Origin of the sequence: Paenibacillus sp. FSL H7-0716 (assembly GCF_038002705.1) — a bacterium.
GTDB classification, from domain to species: Bacteria; Bacillota; Bacilli; order Paenibacillales; family Paenibacillaceae; genus Paenibacillus_AQ; species Paenibacillus_AQ odorifer.
Genome location: NZ_JBBODA010000012.1, coordinates 126226 through 145245 on the forward strand (window position 1 = coordinate 126226; position 19020 = coordinate 145245).

The 19020-nt window shown below is 41.7% G+C and carries 16 protein-coding genes; 3 read left to right on the forward strand and 13 right to left on the reverse strand.

Features of this window, described 5'->3' with window-relative positions:
• The first annotated feature begins 80 nt into the window (after positions 1-80).
• Complete coding sequence (locus MHH60_RS16995; RefSeq protein WP_076136862.1) at positions 81-1268, forward strand: YhgE/Pip domain-containing protein; 1188 nt, start codon at positions 81-83, stop codon at positions 1266-1268.
• A gap of 46 nt (positions 1269-1314) precedes the next feature.
• Positions 1315-1854, forward strand: coding sequence for a PadR family transcriptional regulator (locus MHH60_RS17000; protein WP_076098721.1), 540 nt, complete (start codon positions 1315-1317; stop codon positions 1852-1854).
• Between the two features lie 75 nt (positions 1855-1929).
• On the opposite strand, the gene MHH60_RS17005 is transcribed toward MHH60_RS17000, so the two are convergent.
• From MHH60_RS17005 to MHH60_RS17060, 12 genes are all read right to left on the reverse strand, one after another.
• Positions 1930-2916: a FecCD family ABC transporter permease gene (locus MHH60_RS17005; protein ID WP_162164281.1), complete on the reverse strand. Its 987-nt coding sequence runs from the start codon at positions 2914-2916 to the stop codon at positions 1930-1932.
• The gene (locus tag MHH60_RS17010) at positions 2916-3956 is read right to left on the reverse strand and encodes a FecCD family ABC transporter permease (protein ID WP_076136864.1); all 1041 of its coding nucleotides are present in this window, start codon (positions 3954-3956) and stop codon (positions 2916-2918) included. Before MHH60_RS17010 ends, MHH60_RS17005 begins: the two co-directional genes overlap by 1 nt.
• 66 nt (positions 3957-4022) lie before the next feature.
• Positions 4023-4844 carry an alpha/beta hydrolase gene (locus MHH60_RS17015; RefSeq protein ID WP_076136866.1) on the reverse strand — a complete coding sequence of 274 codons (822 nt, stop codon included), beginning with the start codon at positions 4842-4844 and terminating at the stop codon, positions 4023-4025.
• Positions 4841-5857 carry an ABC transporter substrate-binding protein gene (locus MHH60_RS17020; RefSeq protein WP_076136868.1) on the reverse strand — a complete coding sequence of 339 codons (1017 nt, stop codon included), beginning with the start codon at positions 5855-5857 and terminating at the stop codon, positions 4841-4843. The genes MHH60_RS17015 and MHH60_RS17020 overlap by 4 nt, the downstream gene beginning before the upstream one ends.
• A gap of 112 nt (positions 5858-5969) precedes the next feature.
• Positions 5970-7082: a helix-turn-helix domain-containing protein gene (locus MHH60_RS17025; RefSeq protein ID WP_076136870.1), complete on the reverse strand. Its 1113-nt coding sequence runs from the start codon at positions 7080-7082 to the stop codon at positions 5970-5972.
• A 213-nt stretch (positions 7083-7295) separates the two neighbouring features.
• A complete protein-coding gene (locus MHH60_RS17030) occupies positions 7296-8147 on the reverse strand; it encodes a hypothetical protein (protein ID WP_076136872.1) in 852 nt (283 codons plus the stop codon).
• Positions 8140-8718 (reverse strand): sigma-70 family RNA polymerase sigma factor, encoded by a 579-nt coding sequence (locus tag MHH60_RS17035; protein ID WP_081389069.1) that lies wholly within the window; start codon positions 8716-8718, stop codon positions 8140-8142. Before MHH60_RS17035 ends, MHH60_RS17030 begins: the two co-directional genes overlap by 8 nt.
• A gap of 674 nt (positions 8719-9392) precedes the next feature.
• Complete coding sequence (locus MHH60_RS17040) at positions 9393-11807, reverse strand: restriction endonuclease-like protein (RefSeq protein WP_076136874.1); 2415 nt, start codon at positions 11805-11807, stop codon at positions 9393-9395.
• On the reverse strand, positions 11779-13335 hold the full coding sequence (locus tag MHH60_RS17045) for an McrB family protein (RefSeq protein ID WP_256715178.1): 1557 nt from the start codon (positions 13333-13335) through the stop codon (positions 11779-11781). The genes MHH60_RS17040 and MHH60_RS17045 overlap by 29 nt, the downstream gene beginning before the upstream one ends.
• Before the next feature lie 171 nt (positions 13336-13506).
• Positions 13507-15372, reverse strand: coding sequence for a DUF2075 domain-containing protein (locus tag MHH60_RS17050; RefSeq protein ID WP_076136877.1), 1866 nt, complete (start codon positions 15370-15372; stop codon positions 13507-13509).
• 10 nt (positions 15373-15382) lie between these two features.
• Complete coding sequence (locus MHH60_RS17055) at positions 15383-15715, reverse strand: nucleotide pyrophosphohydrolase (RefSeq protein ID WP_076136879.1); 333 nt, start codon at positions 15713-15715, stop codon at positions 15383-15385.
• 178 nt (positions 15716-15893) lie between these two features.
• Positions 15894-16550 carry a hypothetical protein gene (locus MHH60_RS17060; protein WP_076136880.1) on the reverse strand — a complete coding sequence of 219 codons (657 nt, stop codon included), beginning with the start codon at positions 16548-16550 and terminating at the stop codon, positions 15894-15896.
• A gap of 142 nt (positions 16551-16692) precedes the next feature.
• Between MHH60_RS17060 and MHH60_RS17065 the strand changes: the two genes are divergently transcribed.
• Positions 16693-17037 carry a helix-turn-helix domain-containing protein gene (locus MHH60_RS17065; RefSeq protein WP_076136882.1) on the forward strand — a complete coding sequence of 115 codons (345 nt, stop codon included), beginning with the start codon at positions 16693-16695 and terminating at the stop codon, positions 17035-17037.
• A gap of 290 nt (positions 17038-17327) precedes the next feature.
• On the opposite strand, the gene MHH60_RS17070 is transcribed toward MHH60_RS17065, so the two are convergent.
• The gene (locus MHH60_RS17070; RefSeq protein WP_076136883.1) at positions 17328-19004 is read right to left on the reverse strand and encodes a hypothetical protein; all 1677 of its coding nucleotides are present in this window, start codon (positions 19002-19004) and stop codon (positions 17328-17330) included.
• Positions 19005-19020: the final 16 nt, after the last annotated feature.

The window sequence follows — 19020 nt, forward strand, 5'->3', positions numbered from 1 at the left end:
CTATAAATCTCACTCAGTTAAAAGTACTTTAATTGGAGTACTAAAATAAAAGTGTTATTCAGAAGAAAGAAGGTATACCGTTGAAGTTTTCACAGTTTTTGAAGTCCAAAGGGGCCATTGGTTCTATTTTTATGGGTGTGTTCTATGCCATTGCGATGCTTGGTATTTTCTTACCAGGGTATACAGCACTTCCAGGGAACATGGATGATTTAAAAATTGCTATCGTCAATGATGATGCCGGTCAATATGGGGCTCAGATTTCGAATCAGTTCTCAGAGAGCTTACCATTCAAAACGATAAAAACCGATGTATCGAATAAAAAGGCGATGGATGAATTAGAACATAATAAGTTAGCTCTAGTTGTCCATATTCCAGAAGAATTTTCCGCCAACGTTCAAAGCGGTAAGGTATCCGCAAGTATTGATTTCACAGTCAACGAAGCTTCTGCCACCATGGTATCTTCAGCCATGTCTTCCGTTGTAGGGGAAATTAACAAACAATTAAGCGCGAACTTCTCAGAGCAAACCGCAAAAGGTGTGTTAATGAACTTTAACGTACCAGAAGAACAAGCCACCGCAATGGCTACACAAATTGAAAATAGTTATGTCGGGAATTATGTTGTCATCAATGATGTTCCGGACGGCATGCACAACAACATGCTACCTATGTTCTTAACTATGGCTGGTTATGTTGGGGCAATGATTGCCTCCATGCAATTAGTTGCTTCTTTTAAAGCGAACCGCGGGAAGGCAAGCAAGACAAAACTGTTTATGTTCGTTCAACTCACAGCTTTATTAATCGCTGTATTATCAACAGTCGTTGCTTTAACCATTGCCTTCTCTGTTGCAGATGTAGACCTATCCTTACTGTTACCAGTTGCTGCTCAGCAAATTCTAATGTATATGGCTGCATTTAACGTGTGTGCGATTATGGTCTTCCTAGTTGGCGAAGGCGGTATGGTCTTAAATATTCCGATCCTGCTCATGCAAACCATCGCCAATGGTGCTACCATGCCTCGTGATATGATGTATACACCATACGATTGGTTCGGCCGCATCACCCCGATGTATTATTCTGTGCAAGCTTATTTGGCACAAATGTTTGGTTCTATTAGTCCAGCACCCTTCTTATGGGGATTAGCAGGCGTATTTGCCGGGGCTATGATGATTAACATTGTTATCGTCCGGTTTGTTCATAAATCTGTACCTCTGACTAAAGAAACTATACTGCCCGTTGAAGTTAAAAATACAGCTGAAATAACCGCCTAGGTTTGGTAAGATAGAGTTTAGCCAACAATTAGGAGTGGGTTCTGTGATGTCAATTCAAATTTATATCTTAAGTAAGTTAATGGATGAAAATAATTATCCTTATAAATTAAAAAAAGAACTATCCACCCCTATTCCATTTGATACATTGCTAAATCTGTCTGAAAGCAAACTATATTATCATTTTGAATCCCTTACGAAACAGGGCTTAGTTGAACAGGTAGAGATTATCAAAGAAGAACATCGCCCAGACAAACAGGTGTTTTCCATTACCGATAAAGGGCGCAAGCAGCTCCCGCTCAAAATTTATAAGGTAATAGAAGATGCAGAATCTATTTCAGATATGATTGTTGCTCTTGTGAATCTTCGTTTTGTAGAGACTGATAAAGTGATCCCGATTATCGAGAAGAAAATTGAACAGTCACTTATAAAAAAAGATCAATTAAATCAAATTTACCAGCAAATAGATGTAGATAGCTCCACCCGTGACGTCGTAGATTTCATGGAAAGCTACTACGCTTCTCAACTAGAGCAATCTATTTACTGGTGGAAAGATCTTTTAGAAAAGCTGAAAACAAAAACTATATAAAAAAGAATGCCTTGGATTATAGCATAATCAAGGCATTCTTTTTTATATCCAGCACCAATCGCAAAGTTTTTTCAATTATTCACTTTTAATCAATAAATATAAAAAGTATGGAGCACCGATTAAAGCCACGATCACTCCTGCTGGTATTTCAGTATTGGCTACCACCATTTTACCAAGCGCATCTGCAATAACAACTAATCCGCCACCGATTAATAAACATGCGGGAATCATTATTTTATGGCCACGAAAGAGTCGTCTAACTAAATGTGGAACTACTAAACCTACGAATCCAATACTTCCACTAACGGCAACCGCTGGTGCCGCCAATAATACACTACATACTAAAAACCAAACGCGATATTTATTTAAAGATACCCCTAAACTAATGACAACAGGATCGTTAAGCCTTAGCACATCCAATATAAGATGATTCCGAATTAATAAAGGCACAATAAGAAGTAACCAAGGCAGCATAGCATACACGTGACTCCAATTACTATTCCCTATGTTCCCTGCCAGCCACACCTTGATCATCTGATATTGCGAAGGATCTAGTACGAAGGTTAACACAATCATAAATGCACTAATCGCAGCCGCAACAGCAATACCTGTATAAATTAATCGAATGGGAATAATGCCTTGATTACGATCATAGGAAAGCATAAATAATAGAGCGACAACGATAAATCCGCCCAATAGGGCGTACAAGGGCTGAACATAAGTATGTAAGCCGGTTGAGCTATTTTGTAACAGCAAAAATAACATCATGGATAATCCAGCACCAGCATTTATCCCCAGTATACCCGGGTCTGCTAAAGCATTTCGGCTTATAGCTTGCAGCAGCATTCCTGCTATTGCCAACGCGCCACCCACTAGAAAACCCAAGATCATACGTGGAATACGGAACTGAAAAAGTACAAGCTCCTGCCTCGGTGTTCCATTTCCCAATACGGTTTGCCATAACTCTTGTAAGCTTAAGCTGCTTTGACCAGTAGATACACTATATATAAAGCCTAGCAGTAAAATGATTGCTATAATTATAAATTTCCATCTTAGCTTCACTATAGTTCCCGCCTTTCTTTACGTGCCAAATATAGAAAGAACGGAACACCAATAACCGCAATTACAGCTCCTACAGGGATTTCATAAGGGGCATTTACGATACGTGCCACTAAATCAGCAAGCACAACAAGGGTGGCTCCCAGAATCGCGGATAATGGAATAATATAACGATAATCCACACCCACTATGTAACGTACCAAATGCGGAGCAATTAAGCCCACAAAGCTTACAGATCCAGCTATAGCACATGAAATCCCAGCTAACATGAATGCGGCTAAAAGCGAAAGATTTTTGATAAGTTTAATATTAACGCCTAACCCTTCCGCTGTCTCATCCCCTACAGATAGTATAGTAATCGACTTTGAAATTACGATGGCAAGTAATAGCGCAAGAAGCATCCAAGGCAACATTTGCTGTAGATGGGTCATGCTAATGCCACTTAAACCTCCTCCATACCAAAAAGCCACCTGCTGAGCCACTGAAAAAAAGATACTTATTCCTTCACTTAGGGCAGTTAGCATAGCAGAGATGGCAGCACCCGCCAGTACAAGCCGAATAGGCGTCATGCCTCGTTTACTTAATAGGCCAACACTAAAAACTAAACCCGCTCCTAATCCCGCACCTAGAATACAGAGCCAAAGTGTACCTGTAAATGTAAGCGTCGGCAGGAAAAGCATAGCAATAACTAACGTGACCCCGGCCCCAGCATTTAACCCAAGAATCCCCGAATCGGCTAAAGGATTGCGACTAATCCCTTGAATAATTGCTCCACTTACTGCAAATCCAGCGCCCGTTGCCATAGCGGCAAGTACCCGGGGCAAACGAATGGATTGGATCACCTGGTGAGTAGAAGCCTTATCATCAAAAGCGATGATCGACATGAATACATCTGCGAAGGGTACTTTTTTCGCGCCAAGGGCCATAGCAAGCACTAATACGCCTATTAATAGGAGGAGCATGAAGATTAGCAATACTAAAAAGGAGAATTTTTTTTCTCCTGCTAGTGGTGATTTCTGAACATTTGCGGCCAATGTTTCCAACCCTTTCCCTTCACTTTACAAAAAGAGCCAGCCAAGGGCCAGCTCAGATGCAAAATAATATGATTTCTAACGCAAGTCAGAGGATGTGGTAAGCAAAAATTTGACGGCCCGACTAATCGCACCCGAGATTACACTTACATGCTCCTCTTGCGCAAGCAATGCCCAGCTTACTTCAAAGCTTGGAAGGTGTAAGGCCATCATGCTGTTACATAAATCCAAGCTATCCTTGACCATATAATCCAGCTCTTCTCCACCGGCAATCATAAGTGTTTTAGGTAACTGACTTAACGTATTGCTGTGTAAATCAGCTTTAAAACTCTCATACTCCTTTAAAAGTGCGTAATCATTCCACCAGATGGACGCACTACTTGCAATATAATGTGAGAACAAGGTGGGTTGTGTAAACAACGCATGCAGAACAAATAATCCGCCAAAGGAATGACCAAACAATGCTTGCTTCTGCTTATTGATAACGAACCGCTGGGCAATGGCTGGCATTAACTCTTTTTCAAAAAAAGCTAGCAGTTCATCTGCCCCGCCAAATGCTGGCCAAGGCTCGCCGTTGGGACGTTTCGGTAAATTCGCGAGCTCGGCTGGCATGGTTAAATCATAGGTTCGACGCACGGTATCAAACGCCTCACCTCCAGGATAACCAATGCCAACAACCATCGCGGGTGGATAGCCTTTAGGCTTACGTGTTAGCAATCGGGTAATTTCAGCAGCGGTTTCAAAAAGTCCATTGCCGTCAAGAACATAAATGACACCGTAGCCATCTTTTGCAGGCTCATCCAAAGGTTTGGCAATAAAAATTTCATAGTCCTTATGATTAGCTTTACTCGTGATCAGCATCGTTTCATAGTTTGGTTTTACGTACGGTTTGATAATCATGGCAGCAGGAACGCTACAATATCGTCCATCGTTTTTTGATAAGCAATTAATCCACTGGATCTCCAGTGATCGCCATCCACCTCGAACACTTTACCTGCTTGAACTGCCGGCAGCGCCTTCCATAAAGGACTAGCTTTAATGTCTGCCAGGAAGGCATCTCCCAGACCATCATTATCGTTAATAAAGATATAATCCGCGTCTAAATCAGACAGCATCTCCAGCGAAATATCAGCGGACATTTCACCTTCTACAAGAGCACTTTGGGCAAAACCTAGCTCACTCAGCACATAACCCCCGTAATGGAAGTTACCCACTAAAAAGATTGCGCGGGCATTCGCATTAATATAAATTGCTTTTTTACCGGCAGAAACGCTGGCTAACTGTGCTTTAGTTGCTTCCAGCTTTGTATTGTAAGCAGCAATAGCTTCTGTTGCTTTATCCTCTAAACCTAGCAATTTCGCAATCGTTTCTGTGGCTTCCACTACATTGCCGAGTGCATTCTTAAACACATAAGTTGAAGCAATTTGCGAGTAGTTTTCATAAACACCATTTTGTGCATAAAAAGCAGTGGGGAATATAATTAATTCTGGCTCCAAATCTACTACAGATTCTGGAGAGGGAACACCATTAGCGAAGCTGATTTCTTTTACACCACTTAACGTATCCTGTAGATACTGCTGCGGTCTTTCACCCGTGGACCATTGGGCTACTGGGGTTACACCAAGCGTAACTAAGTAATCCTCTAAACCAGGGGCATACACCTTTTGTACAGTCCCCGGAATATTTACTGTATTGCCTACTTGGTCAGTTACTACAAACGCCTCTCTAGCCGCTGCTTCCGTTTCTTGTACAGCTGGTTCATCCGTTGCAGTTGCGCTCGCTTCACTGGTTGTTACTGGAGTATCTGTTGCTTGCTGATTCGCTGTATTATTGCCCCCGCAAGCTGTTAGTAGAATGGATAATAAACCAACCATTACAACATAACTTATTGTTTTTGTATTAAACCCCTTCATGATAGACCTTCCCTCTTTCCTATATTCTCAATAATAATCATTCTCAGTATTGAGTGTATAAGAGATAGGACGCATTGACCATGTAACATCTTATGATTAGACATGTACATTTTCAAGGTATCATCATTACTGCAACTTCCTCTAGCATTCGTTTTAAAGCCACCGGAGAGTATTCAAACCAAGGATCGGAGTGAATAACATAGATTTGTCCCTGTTCGATAGCCTCTAACTGTCTAAACCCAACATCTCTCTGCAAATGATGCCAAGTTGCTCGTGACTCATCATCGGGGCAGATAATCGTAAACAGCTTATCTACCTTCAATTTACCTAATTCATCAAAAGTAATCTCAGTATTATATAGACCGGACTGCTCATAACTAGATTCCGCTCCCAAATCCTGAAATAAAAGATGCTGAATGCCTGTATTACAATAAGCAAAGATTTGCTGCTGATAGATACGTATAACTAGAACTCTGGGTGGTTTAGTGGCCCAGTCTAACCTGCGCCGAACGTCTTCCAATCTTGCCCTATACTGCGTGATCCACTGTTTCGCTTCTTCTTGTTTATTTAGTCGGGCAGCAAGTTCAGTTAAGGCTACTAAACAATCTTGCTTATCATCCAGCCAATAGATTGGAAAATGATTCTCTATCTGTTTTACCAGCTCTGACGACAAATCTTTGGGGGAAATAAGAAGATCAATTGGCAAATGCAATAGCTCATTTGGGCTGCAATAATTTTTGTTTTGCGTCAAGGTTACCTTATGCTCGATTTCTTGCGCCCACAAATTATAGTAGTACGGTGTCCACTTTGCACTTAAAGGTGCAGCAAACGGGATGATTCCTGCCGCATGTAGATACCCCATCATATTCCCAGTTACAACACCGATATTTGATTTTTGCTGGCTGGAATACATCGTTGGGGATATCCCTTCGACCTTTTTGAACACTCGGCTAAAATAAAACTCATCACTATATCCAACAGCCTCTGCTATAAACTTTAAGCGAACATCTTCCTTTTGCAATAATTGTTTAGCCTTTTGAATCCGCAGCTGGGTAACATACTCCATTGGACTTTGTATATATTCCTGTTTAAACGCCGAGGAAAAATAACTGGAGCTAAGACCAGAAAGATTAGCTAAATGTGCTAAAGACAGGTGCTTCGTGAAATTCTCTTCTATATATTTTCTAACCTCAGTTAAATCCGTCTTTTGCGATTGTTTTTGCATGCTGTCACCTCTTTACTGCTTATATAAATGCACTTAACTCTTTATTCATTCATTAATTGATAATCATTATCAATTATACTTTTGTTTTTGGGGGGTGGCAATGGTTGGGGAACGTTCTATAAAAGTGTGCTCAAAAAAGAAGACGCTCAGGGGACGAATCCCCTCGCGTCTTCTGTGTGTAACTATAGGCTGCTGCTGCCCGGAGTAAGTCTTTTATTTTGAATCTACAGCCGGAGCCGGAGCTGCAACCGCTGCTCCATTCTTTTGCAAGTTCTCCTTCACTTCACCTTGCTCTAAAGGCTGAACAGGCGCACCAATGTTAAAGCTATCAATGATTTTCCCTAGTGTAGCTTGATCAAAATCTACTTGGGAATACAACTCTACTGTATAGCCGTCCTCTTCCCAAATTACAATTCCATTTGCAAAATAAACTTTAGTCCCGTTGATTACTTCTGTCTTCACTTCTTCTGTAGTGCTGATCCCATTGTCTCCGCCCTTGGAGATTAGGAAATTAACAGCTTTATCCCCGGAGTTATACTGCACTTCAACCATGCTGGTCCCCTGAAGAACACAATTCACAAACTCATAGTCTCCCATCCAGTCGGGTGCCGGGAAGTTCATGCCAAGTGCTGCACGTGCTTCATCTAGGCTCAACTTAGCTGCAACCGGCAATTCAATGACCGCATTCTCCCCGCCTTGGGCATCTTCAGATGGAGTCATTGACTGTGCAGCCGAAGGAATTTCCTTATCGTATTGCGTGATTTCGAGATTTCCCACTTCAAACTTTGCCATGATCGACTGGAACATATCCTGTGCATAGGAGGTTGCAGAGAAAGCTCCACCCAAACAAATTACTGCACTGCCAATCACTATTGCATTTCTCCAGCTGCTTTTTTTCATCGTTATCCCGTCCTTTATCTCTGATTGGGGGTTAAGAGCCCCATGGTCCAATTTGTATATCAAGCGGTTATAGATTCTTTCTTTGGCGGTAGTGCTGCCCTGTTCGGCATTCTCAAGCCGTTCTATGGTCTTGCTGAATTTGGTGAGATCATCTTTCTTATTCATTTTTGAACCCTCCTGCCTTTAAGGAAATATGCAGTTTTTTCAAGCTTCTATATACTACGACACCGATATTGGACTCACTAACGCCCATGATCTGTGCAATTTCGGAATTTTTCAGCCCAGCCCCATATTTCATTGCAATGATATTGCGTTCCTTCTCACGTAGCTTGGAGAGCGCCTTGAACAGTGCCTGATTATTATCCTCACGGATCGCCAGCTCCTCAGGAGACGGCTTGGGAAATATAAGCTCCAGCAACGAATCCAGTGAGGTATAGCTTCTTTTCTTCTGCGCCCGAAAGTAGTCCGTCACAGCATTTCTTACAATGGCAAACAGCCACACCTCAAAATTCGATTTTTCTTGTGAAAAACTGTAATACTTACACATCACAGTCTCAAACACCTGACTGCATATGTCCTCTGCCGCGTGGTGGTTATTAATCCGATAACAGATATATTTGTAAACACGTTGGTAGTACGTATCATACATCCGGGTAAATTCCTCTTTGGACATGATAGCTTCACGTGATCTTTCGGTATTCATGTAACGATCCACTTTACCCTGGATAACCTCCATCTCCACCCTCCTTCCACCTCACCTTCATCGAAAAGCTAAACAAATTGCGCAATTTGTTGTGAAGAAACTTACATATGTTAATACGGAGAAACGGGCGGAGCATTAACAAAATGTTTTGATAATTGTGGGAGGGTAGGAAAATTGGGGAAGCCAGAGGATTTTTTCAACATTCATTCAATAGAAGATACAGCAACTTCGAACCCAATTTGTGGGATAAGGGGATTTCTATTATGAACAAGGAGCAGCCGATGTTTCGGCGAGCTTATAGGCAAGTGGACGAAACAATGGCGGTAAAAGAGTGTGATCCGCGAAAGCGTTGATACTAGAGTTGCGGGGTGGATTTAGGGAGGTAAAAAAGGGAGAATCTCTGCGCTAAAATTAATTTCATAATTTATGTACTTCAATAGTTCAAGTGGAATTCTCTTTCATTTCATTTATAATTTTCACAGCACTAATCTTCCAATTTAATCTGTCACGAATCAAAAAAACAATAATTCACCGGAGTATACCTCTTTTAGCACATTTTCCGAATTATACACCATCACTTCAAAACCAGAAGCTAGCACGAATACTTAAAGTATCCGCGCTAGCTACACTATAGCCAAATCCACTTTTGTATGATTCAGCTTGAGTTCGATGATGTTTTCGTTCACCTTACTTCATTTTCACTAACTTTAAATATTCCGAACTTCAACAACCTTCCCTAAGTCCACATACTGCTCATGATCCAGCTTCACCTTCACTCTGCCCTTTCGGCGCTTCTCACGCCATTCACGAAGATCTCCCTCCGTTTCTAAGCGAAGCTCCGCGATTTCCAAGGCACGATCCAGAATATATTTACTCGTATAGAGCACCGTTTGTATTCTTTGACCACCTAGCATGATAGGAGACGTAATTGCTTTCCATTCCTCAATCGTAAATCGTACATACAGATCTTCTTCAGTACCCGGGCGACAAGGAACCTCTTTAATCTCATTACGCCGCAGCACCTTCCAATCCGCTACTTTCCCTACCCAGTGAATCCCCGTTTTTGCAGGATCAATGAACTTTTTACGGGATTGGCACATCGCTACGTATTCAATTTGCGTTAGGATCTTCTGATTTGCAAGATTCCTTAACGGCATATGATAAAAAGATTTCTGCAGCGCCACTTCCACTTGTTCGGGTCCCCGGACAGAACCAACAAGAACATTTTTACCCGCGAGTTGGTTGGCATAGTATTCTTTCGTGCCGCGTGGACGAGTCGAGCGTTCATAAGCTTTTTCCGGACTATCCTGAATAATCTCATCCAAGAATCGCTCCACCAGGCTTGTAGAATTCGGTAGGAATGGCAAAGCGCCAATATTCAATAGCTCGATGCTCTTGTAGAATCGGTGGGTCTTATACCGCTCCTCATCCGGGTAGGGGAATAACACATAGGCGCCAAACATGCTTCGCTCATATTCTCCCGATCCCTTCTCCTGATACACAATGGCATCCCGATAACGGTGCATGGTGTTGATGTCATCCTCTTCAGGCCCAGGCTGCCTATAAGTGCGGTGATAGGAAGTCCCTTCATAAGCCGGATTTAAGCGATATTTCGCATCAAAAACATACTTATACTCTTTGATTTTGCCAGCATCCTTCTTCTTCAGTGTCAGCACATTATCCGGACGCTGATTGAGCGTCGGTGCCTTATCCGAGCTAGGAATCGCATTATAATACAGGATGAACTGCTCTCCGTTAACTGGATTCTCGTACACCATCTTAGCGCTCTGCGAGCGGTCAAGTGTAACAAAAATACCATTCCGATTCACCTTAATAATATCCTGCTTCACCAGCTTATACTTCTGACCCAGAAGCTGATTCAACTTGAGGAAGCACCAGTATTCATAGAGCTGCGCGACATCCTTCATAGACAGGCGCAGCAGATCACCTTGGATCGACAAGCCTTTGAGCAGCATGAGATAACAGCGATAGACCTCGCGGTATCCAGGGGCCATCTGCAGCACCAGTGTAACGGACATCTGCCTCAGTACTCCAACCTCACGCAAAAAATCCATCTTGAGCACCCGCTCTAGTTGAGTGAGCATGGTGTCTAACCTTTTTATAAGTAATGGATCTGGGGTTCGGTTTTTAATCTTCCAGCGACCCTTTAACTCTTTCAGCTTTCCATGAATGCGTTCCAGCATCCAGCGGATGAACCGGTTTTCATTAGTATCATAGGCGAGGCGTCTTCGTGTCTCCATTAAATGTGTGGCTGTGTAATTTCGGCTGCCGATGGTCAAGAATCCATGATTCATATCTTCTCTCAATCGTTCGGGATGCTTCGAGAGCTCACGGATATTCTCTCTTCCTGCCTTTTTGACCCGATTGGCATCCACTAGTCGGCGGTCCTGGAGCAGAGCGTAATGGGGATTCTTGTTAATCCGCTCAACGGCATCCAAGAGCTGTCTAAAGACATGCTGAAGTATGGTAAAAAACTCCGTCAAGCTCTGATGCTGCGTCTCCCGCAAGCCTGTTAGTTGGTAGGTTTTGCGCAAAAAATCAAAAGCCAAATTATAAATCTGCTCATTCACTTCATTTAAAATATTCTGGTAATCCAGCTTGTAATCCATTTTTGAGGGAAAGATCTCCATCTCTACCCGCAGCAAAGCCTGTCCTGAACTACGGATCTCCCATTCCGTCAAACCGACCTCATTCCCAAAGTTCAGCACACCCGCAAGAATAGACTCACCTAGGGGCTTAATTGCCTGCCGAAGCAGCACATTGTCATGATAAAAAGAGAGGTTAGCAGCGGTCTTCCTCTGGATCACCAGCTCATACGACTGTGTCTCATAAAAACAAGGAAAAACAGACTCCCCCGGCTGCCAGTCCACCATCCCGTGGACTTCAGGGGAAAACACTTTAATCTGAATATTACCAAGCCGTTCGGAGCAAACAAGCCCAAGCTGCGCATTCACCCACTCCTGACTAGAAGAACGATGAAGCTGCAAGGTCTCCACCGTAGGATGATAAGGCCGTCCTTGAAGAAAAAGAGTAAAAAGCTCCGTTTCTACACGGAGCAATTCTACCGTCTGATTAAGAGAGCCAGTAAGAGGTAAATCCATCTTCCTCTAACCTCCTAAGCATAAAAGCCAATTTACGCGCACTTTGTGGATGTTTAGCCGTAGGTGGAGTTTGGCCAGCAGCCCATTTCAGGTAGAGTGGAGAAGCATCATCCATAAAAGCTGGGAAGTCTACCGTCACACCAGATCCGGTACCAAGAGCCCCACTCATCAAGTTCAATAATACCCGGCGAACCGAAGAATGGCTCCCTTGAATGCGCGGCAGTATCTTTTGCAGCAGTTGCCAGTCAAAGGCTTCTTCCTCACTCATCAGCTTGTACCGTTCGTTATAGATCATATAGAAGCAAATCGCATCCCGTACCCGAAAACCTACATGAGCGTGGATATCCTCAAGCAATGCATTGATCTTAACCAATCTCTCTGTCGTCCGTACAACAAGCTCTTTGTTGGTATCATAGGCATCCACTAGCTGCAAATAATCGGAGCGCAGAAAAAGATGATTCAGTTCGGCAACGTCAGAGCTATCACTGGTCTCTACCTGCACATTGAAATCCGGATACTGCTGCAGATTAATATAATTGAATTCTAGTGTATTGGCTCGATCCAGTACCTTTTTGCTAAAAGGATGTGTCGTTTCGTCCATATTCACAGTCCCGATTAAGAACACATTCTCCGGGATACCGAGGCTGCCAAACTTCCCTTGATCCTCAGGCGTATCCAGCATGATAGAAGATATGAGATCCTGTGTCTGGATTTTCCCCTCCTGCCAGTCCTGTGTTTCCAGCACACTTAGCAGATCACTGAAATAATGCTCTACCCGCGCCAGATTCATCTCATCCATACAGATAAAATAAGGTTTATACTGATTCTCCGGTTTCCGCGCCTCTACTAATACTTCCGTGAGCGGACCCGGTTTGAACCTGCCCGAAAGATCCTTGTACCCCAGCAGATCCGCAGGATCACTCCAATCCGGCCGCACTGGGATCAAGGTAAACTGTCCGTTATTCCCCGTTGCACCAAGAGCCTCTGCAAACAGCTTCACCAACCGAGTCTTTCCTGTTCCCGATATTCCTGCCAGGATGACAAAAGGCTTAGTCTTTAGCGAGAGGTAAAAGTTTTCAATAAGGTGCTCAGGGAAGAAGAAGCCTTTGCGGCGGATGTGGGATTGGATTTGGTGGAGGTTACCTATTACTTGTTCATCCTTCATCGGCTCCGCTTCTTGTGGCAATGTTTCCACATCCTCGTCATAGCCTACTGTGTTATATAAATAAAGCCCCTTATGAGCCAGCTTCTCTAACTCCGTAAGTTCTTCATCCCCTAGCTGCCTTTGAATCTGGTTATGAAACCCTATAGTGTTATCTTCCGAATGCACATATATAAAAACCTGCGAAAGAGCATTAACAGGACTGTTAATGATATCTTTCAGCTGGCTTTTAGGAACAACTCTCCATAGCTCCCGCCCTGAGGGTTTATCTATCCAGTTTCCTTTCTCCTGCTCATCTATGAAATAATTAAGAAATCGATCCTTAACTCTATCGAATGAAACACTTTCCTGATTGGTTGCTCTCATTTCTTCAATTAGCGATAGGATCAGGACCATCTTATAGGAATTTTGCTTATACTTGAAAATCTGTGTAATTGTTTAGGATAATGGCATTGGGTCCACCAAGGATAGGAACGATATTTGCAGTAATAAGTCTTTCTATATAAAGCTCAATCATCCATTAGTATAATTGCGGTGTTATGCCATTACTCGCTTGAGTTGACCTTCCAGGTACTCTCTTAGTTCAGGATTTCGGCAATAGAGGTAACATCCCTTCATTCCGCGGGAAATTAACACCTTGTAAATATTTTTGATAAGCGCTGTGAGCTGCTGGTTGTTGTTCTTCAGTCCGCGCTTTCCCATGGTATCCTTGTATTCATCATAGTCTGCGTAAATCTGCATGCTCTGCGTATCAAACTTCAGGTCATTGCCAATAATTACTCCCACATAGTCAAATTCCAAGCCCTGTGAGGTGTGCACACAACCAATTTGCTCTAATCCTTGTTCATGAATCGCCCAAGTGTTGGAGATTGCCCGTCCATTCCACGGCATTAGAAAATCATGCTCTTCAATCGCAACATCAGCGATCTCGCCATTCCTGTTCCCCTCGGTATCCTTGGTCCAGCTCCAAGCAAATCCGGCCAGCATTCGAGCTTTGTCGCCTTCACTAACTTTATCCTTGATGGATTGGTAGAGCATATGAGGATTATCCATAAGTTTAAACTCAAAAGCACTCTGATCCCACCCGTTAAAGTTACCAGTCTGGCGAATCTGAAAAACATGATCTATCCAATTAATGAATCCCTCTGCACCTGAACAGCGAAACTGGGCAGAGAGAGTATATTCATGAACTTCCGAATCATACAGATCAGCTACCCGCTTAATCTCTGCCACTGATCCAATATCATCCGGACGAATCCGTTGAAAATCATCAATAAAAAACACATTTACCTTAGAAGCCTTGATGATATCTTCTATCTGATTCTCACCACGGTATTGATAAGCGCCTTTCCCTTTCAGCCTGTGAGCTTCATCTACGACCATAACATCATAAAAGTTCTCCAGAGTATCGTAAAATTGACTTGACCCAGCAAAAAGCGATCTTGCCCGTGCTTTATTCTTCGCCTGCTGCTTCGCCAAGGTCTCTACCATTACCGTCCGAAAAGATGCATTGGGGGCAATAAATCTCACGTTTAATTTATGCTTTAGCAGTGCTCCGAACGCGTTCATGGATATCACCGACTTCCCTGTACCGGGGCCACCTTTAATGAGGATTGTACGTTTCTTGCTCGTGTCTTTAGCTAAACTCATTATGTTCTCGTAAGCCACCTTTTGCTCATCCAGCAGGATGAACTCGGAGTTCCCCTTAAATAACCCGTCCACATGATCAATCAACTTCTTTGATGGACGAATCTTTCCGTTTTCAATTAGATAGAGCAGGTTCACTCCATTTCCTTTGCCAATATACTTATGTAGGAACTCCTGAAGTTTAAGTGTATCCTCCGCCATGAATAACGGTGCTTTACGTATATACCTCTGATATTGCTTACTCTTTAACGGGTCAGGCTGAGGAGTCCGATAATTATGTAAATATGCGCACGAGTAGCTGGTGAGATCACTGGAATGCACAGCTTCATTCATGTCCTCTAACTGCTGCCGATAAGACCATGCCTGATACGAAGGGTGCGTAGTTTCACGTTCTCTGCCACCGATATAAGCGACTACTACATCCTCACGGTCTGTTTCGCTGGCCGCATCCCACTGTTTTAATTCTACGATCACAAAATTATCTTTACCTTCCTTGTCCTGACCAGCAACTATAAAATCTACCCGCTTACTACTAGCCGGGATATTATATTCAATCATAACGCCGCAATCATCAGCGATTTTAGAATTACGTACTACACGTTCCATGAACTGCATAGAGTTGTTCCAGGCTCTTCTTTCCCCGGGACTGGGCCGCATGCCCATCTTGCTGATAAAAGCATTCTCAATTTCCACTGTTAACTGGTTACTATCGACTTTCTCTCGGAAAGCTAGCGCACTGCTGCTGTAAATGATCATGGATGCTCCTCTATAGGTCAGTATATTTGTCTTTCTTCCCAAATGCCTTCTCAATTGGATATTTAGCTTCATTCTTTTTGAGCTTAGCGAAGATTATGTCCTCAAGATCTAGACCTAACGATTGAGCCAAGTACACTGCGTACACTAACACATCTGCCAGTTCATCGGCGATCTGTTCCTTTTTGGACTGAACTGCCTCCCCCGAAGACTTCCATTGAAAGTTCTCCAGCAACTCAGACGCCTCAATACTTAACGAAATCGCCAAATCCTTCGGATTATGGAACTGTTCCCAGTTCCTATTCTCTCGAAAGACTAAGATTTGTTTTACGAGCTCTTCATTCATCTGTACGCTCCTGTCATGATAAGTAAGTAAACGACGCAAAAAGAGGCAGTTCTCCCTTTGCCTGGGATACGCCTCTGAATGGTCACTCATGGCCATGCTTTGGCCTTGTTATATGCTTCTTAATTAAGAATATTATGGAGACCAGGAATAGTCAAACTAAATAAGGTAGACTAGTATATTAGGCTCTCCGCATATTATACAAATTCACTAGATAGCAAAACTTTCTATACTTCGACTGCGCGTTATTATCATGTTCTGACTTAATTTCACTTATACCATCAGTTAAGTGGCTCAACTGCTCATCCACGTTCAATCCATAACAAAGTGCAGTTTGCATAATTACTACCAGTCCATCAAGCATTCCCTCTGGATAGGTCTGAAGAAAACGGACATAATCATCCAAGAGTTCTATTTTTCCAGATGAAATTTCTACGGCATATAAATTCACTTTTGCCAAATGTCGAAATTCACGAGCAATTTCTTGCCCGTCCGTCCCTAAATCCTCTAACCACCCAAGTTCTCTGTAAATACTATCCCTGGCCTGCTCGTAATCCCCCAGATGCTGACATGCAACCCCCCGCATCTGTTGACTGAATCCAAAATAATAAACGAGAGGGCGCTTCATCCTAACTAAGGGGATCGTCATCCCCATCGCCTTACAGTACTGCCGCTCTTCATAGATACGCTGGGCATAGCTATACAAAATATCTGCAGTGTATAACAGCTTGTCCCATTGTTCGAAATAATGCGCAGTTTCTAGCATTTCGATAAGAAAATCCGGGTTGAAGGCTTTTAGGATGGAGAGATGCACTTGTAAATCCCCTTTTTTATCCATTTATACCTTCATTGTATATTTTCTCTTATAGAGGGTCAATATAAAAAGTACTTATAAGTACTTTTTACGAAATCATAAATTCGCCTTTAATAGTCTGTAACGGTTAACATTCCTCTTCTAACCTTAATGTAGAGGTGATCCCATGAATTTACCAGAAAGCGTCGGCAATCGTATCCGCGAGCTTAGAAAAGCAAAAGGATGGACACAAGAACAACTTGCCGAAGCAGCTTCGCTTCACTACAGTTACATAGGCGGCGTCGAACGAGGAGATCGAAACATCTCATTAGAAACACTGGGGAAAATAATAGCGGCGTTTGATGTACCCGCTAAAGAATTATTTCGCTTCGAAGATGAGACGCAGCGCCGCAAGGCACTGGATGAACATATGGCTTTGCTAAGCAGTAAGAGTGCAGAAGAAATAACAGCGCTCACTCGGGTGACCCGGGAAGTAATTACTGCTATTGGGTTGGGTAAAGATGAGGAGTAGGAACTTTCAAGAATTTAATTTCCACTATCTATTCGGGCTCAAAGATCTATATAAATTGCACTCAAGAACTTATAGTGATGTGTGAGTCCCTCTAATACTCATTGAATTAGACCTTCACCTATATTCACAAAGGCCCCTTCTGCCGAAATGGCGAAGAGGCCTTTGCTGTAGAAGGACTACAGCTAATTCATAAAATTGATCTAAAGGAATTCTCCAGACCTGACTTAAACTCCCTTCCCCCATTGGGAAGAGGTTTAAGTCTAGTTGTGCTTTTAAAAACAACAAAATCCTTAAGCTTGATTATATGGAGGTGCTATCAATTCAACGAAAAAGTTTCCATATCTAATCTCTAAAGTTTCAAATTCGTATTTTTGATCATAAGGGCTCTCTTTTTGAATTAAGTCAAAAAGTTTTGAGATGTTAATTTCTTCATTAACTTGTGTTCTAAATATTTCTAACAAATTATACCACTGGCACCAAGCTGCATTGCTTGGTGGCTTTTCATCTCCTGAATAGTTTCCATTGTGTCTACCAATTACAAAAAATTTAATCTTATCCTTTTGGATGAGTTGAGGACTTAAATGTAAAAAGTCAGCTATTTGTTTTTCAGAAGCTTTATTAACCCATTCTTCAATATCCTTCACCCATTTTGTTGACTTCTCTATGTAGTTCTTCTTTTTACTTGTAAAAGACCTTGTCGAATCATATATTGAGTCTTGCCATTTTAATTGAATAAATGCAATATCGTTAGTTTTTTTATCAAAAATACAACCATCTATGTCAGTAATAATTCTACCATTTTCATAAATATCTATACTCCTATCGAATGTCATAAATCTCTTTTCATTAAACCATGCATAAAGTTCTTTTCTAAACAATAGCTCTCTTTCATTAGTATTGCGGTCCCAGTCTTTCGAGTATTGCCTCTTTATTTCAGATAACATAAATTCAATTGGTTTGTAAATACAGCCAGTAAAGGATCTAAGCAATTGTGTGGAGGATATTCTTATAAATAATGGGGTTGGGGCACCTATATGATTATAGTACTCCTTTTTTTGATCATCTAATATAAAAATGTCAAATATTTCACTAGCCATTTCACTTGATACACCTAAAATGTATTTTAACGTTTCAACGAAACCATCATAATCTAAAACAAGAGGTAAAATATTTCTTTTCTCTAAATTAGGATACTTTTTCGTTGCGACTTCAACGAACTGTAAATGTTTTAAGCATATCGACTCGATGGCAACAACCGCATCTAGAAAGTAATGATACTCTATGCCACCAAACGTAGATGATTGAGGAAATCCATCCCATTCTGTAGCTTGTGCAATATCTAACTGTGCATTACGAATAAAAAAATGGTCTACTTCGGGATTGGCATCATATCCAATAAAATTATTATTCCATAGGTAGACCATCTTCTCCATCTTTTTAATGATCCTGGGCAATTGACTAAAACCTTTAATGTAGTTGTCTTCTAAAGCATTTAATATCCTATGAGAATGTACTACACTTTTTGTTTTTTCATACTTTTCAATATAATAGTACTTATTTAAATGTGATAATCGTGCACTTTTCTCATCGATTGTCCCGTAACTTAATATTTTTTTCAGAAGTAGTTCTTCATAGTTTTCCATGAGTCCTGCTTTGAAACAAATATTTAAAAAAACCTCAACATCTTTAATAGATTTAGAAGTTGAGGGTATCAATGGAAATCCTTCAACGTCGGTATAACTTTTGTAAAGATACCGGAATGCTATCGGAAAAGAAAAATCTATGAAATTGCTAATATCCCGATCGTTCCCACTAGATTTTTGAAGTGAAGAATCATACAGTAGATCGTAGTAACGAATAACTTCATTAATTAATAATTGTTGTTCTCTAACAGTCAAAGCTCTTGTATACTTTTCCACTCTTTTAAGTGCATGAATTTTAATTTTCCTTACTATAGTGTCTCTCATAATATTCCCCTTATTA

Bases quoted from the DNA above. Each gene is read 5' to 3' on its own strand.
- MHH60_RS17040 (WP_076136874.1), bottom strand. From the start codon at position 11,807: ATGGATTTACCTCTTACTGGCTCTCTTAATCAGACGGTAGAATTGCTC.
- MHH60_RS17045 (WP_256715178.1), bottom strand. From the start codon at position 13,335: ATGAGAGCAACCAATCAGGAAAGTGTTTCATTCGATAGAGTTAAGGAT.
- MHH60_RS17000 (WP_076098721.1), top strand. From the start codon at position 1,315: ATGTCAATTCAAATTTATATCTTAAGTAAGTTAATGGATGAAAATAAT.
- MHH60_RS17020 (WP_076136868.1), bottom strand. From the start codon at position 5,857: ATGAAGGGGTTTAATACAAAAACAATAAGTTATGTTGTAATGGTTGGT.
- MHH60_RS17025 (WP_076136870.1), bottom strand. From the start codon at position 7,082: ATGCAAAAACAATCGCAAAAGACGGATTTAACTGAGGTTAGAAAATAT.
- MHH60_RS17035 (WP_081389069.1), bottom strand. From the start codon at position 8,718: ATGGAGGTTATCCAGGGTAAAGTGGATCGTTACATGAATACCGAAAGA.
- MHH60_RS17055 (WP_076136879.1), bottom strand. From the start codon at position 15,715: ATGAATGAAGAGCTCGTAAAACAAATCTTAGTCTTTCGAGAGAATAGG.
- MHH60_RS17065 (WP_076136882.1), top strand. From the start codon at position 16,693: ATGAATTTACCAGAAAGCGTCGGCAATCGTATCCGCGAGCTTAGAAAA.
- MHH60_RS17030 (WP_076136872.1), bottom strand. From the start codon at position 8,147: ATGAATAAGAAAGATGATCTCACCAAATTCAGCAAGACCATAGAACGG.
- MHH60_RS17050 (WP_076136877.1), bottom strand. From the start codon at position 15,372: ATGATCATTTACAGCAGCAGTGCGCTAGCTTTCCGAGAGAAAGTCGAT.
- MHH60_RS17060 (WP_076136880.1), bottom strand. From the start codon at position 16,550: ATGGATAAAAAAGGGGATTTACAAGTGCATCTCTCCATCCTAAAAGCC.
- MHH60_RS17015 (WP_076136866.1), bottom strand. From the start codon at position 4,844: ATGATTATCAAACCGTACGTAAAACCAAACTATGAAACGATGCTGATC.
- MHH60_RS17070 (WP_076136883.1), bottom strand. From the start codon at position 19,004: ATGAGAGACACTATAGTAAGGAAAATTAAAATTCATGCACTTAAAAGA.